The organism is Bacillota bacterium, assembly GCA_024655925.1.
Classification (GTDB): domain Bacteria; phylum Bacillota; class DTU025; order DTU025; family JANLFS01; genus JANLFS01.
The window spans coordinates 512-2,747 of sequence record JANLFS010000192.1 but is presented as its reverse complement, the minus strand read 5'-3'; the positions used below and the strand labels follow the sequence as shown (position 1 = coordinate 2,747).

The following is a 2,236-nucleotide window of genomic DNA, read 5'->3' as shown; positions in this document are numbered from 1 at the left end:
TCCACGACATGGTCAAAGAGGTGATCGACGCGATGGCCATGCCTGAGGGCGGACTCATGCTTGCCGCAGGAATCTGGGGGGCAGATGTCCCCCTACGAAACATTGAGGCCATCTGCGAGGCGATGGAAGAGTATTGTTTCCCGTGACCTGACAGGGGTTGCCCTGTGGACCCACATACCGGCGGCGGTTGCGGGCCGTCTGGGACACCTACATGCTGTGCCGGTCGGGGCAGTGGCGTTTTGGGAAGGAGGAACCGGTGAAGATAGGGTTTCGGTCCGAGGCCACAACGAGGGAACTAGAGATTGCGCGGCGCGTCGGCATCGAGGTCATCGAGTTGGGCTGGTATCCCCACACCCGTCCCCAGGAGACGGAGATCGGCAAACGTCTTCGCGAGTATGGCATCGGCGTGTCGGCGCTGCTCACGGGGGACGAACCGGTAGCCCCTCAGTTGATCGCGGACCTCGAGGCTACCGCTCGTTTCGGCGCGAGAGCCTTCGTATCTCATCCTCATCCTATCGACCCTGGCGACGCTGTGGCCTGTCGCAAGTTCCAGGACACCTTTGGGCCGGCCTGTGACTACGCTGAAAAGCTGGGAGTGGCCCTGGCTGTCCACAGTTGCGGCCTGGACCCGACACAGTGGGAGCTCATGTTCTCCCTTGTGCCAAAGCTTCGCCTCAAGTATGACCCGTCCTTCTCCCTCGAGGCCGGCCGCAACTACCTGGCAGAGATACTGAAGTACGGCCGACGCATTGTGCATGTACACGTCAAAGACGAGCGTTTCATGGGGAGAGATACGAATTTCACGGATGGCATTATGCACTACCAGTACAGCCCCGCTGGTACAGGCGATATCAACTGGGGCGCCGTCATCGCTCTGCTCTACGAGGTGGGGTACCAGGGAGATCTGGCCATTGAGACCCATTCCAGGTTCTGGTGGGACCACCTGGAATGGGATCTCATTCTTGGCAGAAGGCATCTGTCCCAGTTCATCGTTGATTGAGAGCCGTGGCTTGCGGACCGCCCTACGGGCGCTGACCCATCCCACAAGATTCGGCTGTTACCCTGACAAGCCGCAGGTCCTGAGTCTCATTTGCTGACCCAGCTTGCGAGCCTTGGTTCCCCCGGAGGACGAAGATGGATAGCCGGGAACGTATACTGGCCGCCATAGACCACCGTGAGGGTGACCGTATCCCGATGTGGGAGAGTTTCTGGGACACAACCCTAGAGCGGTGGAAGAAAGAGGGGATGCCCGAGGGGGTCGATCCGGTGGCATACTTCGGGCTCGATCCTACCCACACGACGTACGTCGACTGGACCTGTCAGTTCCCGGCAGAGAAAGTCGAAGAGACGGACGACTATGTGATCGCCCGCAGCGCCGACCGTGTCATGACGAAGAACTTCAAGGGCCGGATTTCGACGCCGCTTTGGTGGGACTATCCGCTGACCGATCGCGCCTCCTGGGAAGAGCTAAAGGCGCGTTTTGCTTGGAATGAAACACGGGTTGACTTGCCGAAGGCAAAGGCAGCCTATGATGCGCACAGGGATCGCTTTCAGATTTACTGCCAGCCTTGTGTCGGCTTTGAGCGCTTCAAGTACATTATGGGCATGGAAGGGATCCTGATCGCCTTGGCGGCAGACCCGGATTGGGTCCGAGAGATGATCATGACGACGGCACAACTGGCCATCGATGGCCTCGAGTACCTCCTGGGCCATGGCTTCCACTTCGACGCGGCGCTTGTCACCGAGGATATGGGGTTTCGCGACAGGGCGTTCTTCTCCGTGCGCACATATCGCGAGGTGATCATGCCCGCCCAGAAACGCTTCAATGAGTATTGTCATGCCCGTGGTATCCGGGTCATGCTCCATACCTGTGGGCAGAACATGGAGTTGGTGCCCCACTATGTCGAGGCCGGCTTCGATGTCCTGAACCCCCTCGAGATAAAAGCAGGCATGGATCCACTGCGGCTCAAGAAAGACTTCGGGGAAGTCCTTACCCTCTGGGGCGGCATCGATGTGCGGGCAATCGCCAACCCAGATCCATCCGTCTTGGAGCGCGAGATACGGGAGAAGGTGCCTGCTCTCGCCAAGGGGGGTGGCTACATCTTCGCATCCGACCATTCGATACCGGACAACGTGTCTCTGCAACAGTACCAGCACATGTTGCAGTTGGGACGGCACTATGCAACCTATTCACAGAGCAAGTCGGCCTGATGGCTGTGGCAGACCCTCCCAGCAG

At 59.2% G+C, this 2,236-nt stretch carries 2 protein-coding genes; both read left to right on the top strand.

All coding sequences use genetic code 11. The features are described 5' to 3' along the window. Window positions 1-256 precede the first annotated feature (256 nt). Window positions 257-1,000 carry a sugar phosphate isomerase/epimerase gene (locus tag NUW23_15885; GenBank protein MCR4427635.1) on the top strand — a complete coding sequence of 248 codons (744 nt, stop codon included), beginning with the start codon at window positions 257-259 and terminating at the stop codon, window positions 998-1,000. 245 nt (window positions 1,001-1,245) lie between these two features. Then, complete coding sequence (locus NUW23_15880; protein ID MCR4427634.1) at window positions 1,246-2,211, top strand: hypothetical protein; 966 nt, start codon at window positions 1,246-1,248, stop codon at window positions 2,209-2,211. The last annotated feature ends 25 nt before the right edge of the window (window positions 2,212-2,236 follow it).

Coding starts and splice junctions, on each gene's coding strand:
- NUW23_15880 (MCR4427634.1), top strand. CDS start 1,246: ATGCCCGAGGGGGTCGATCCGGTGGCATACTTCGGGCTCGATCCTACC.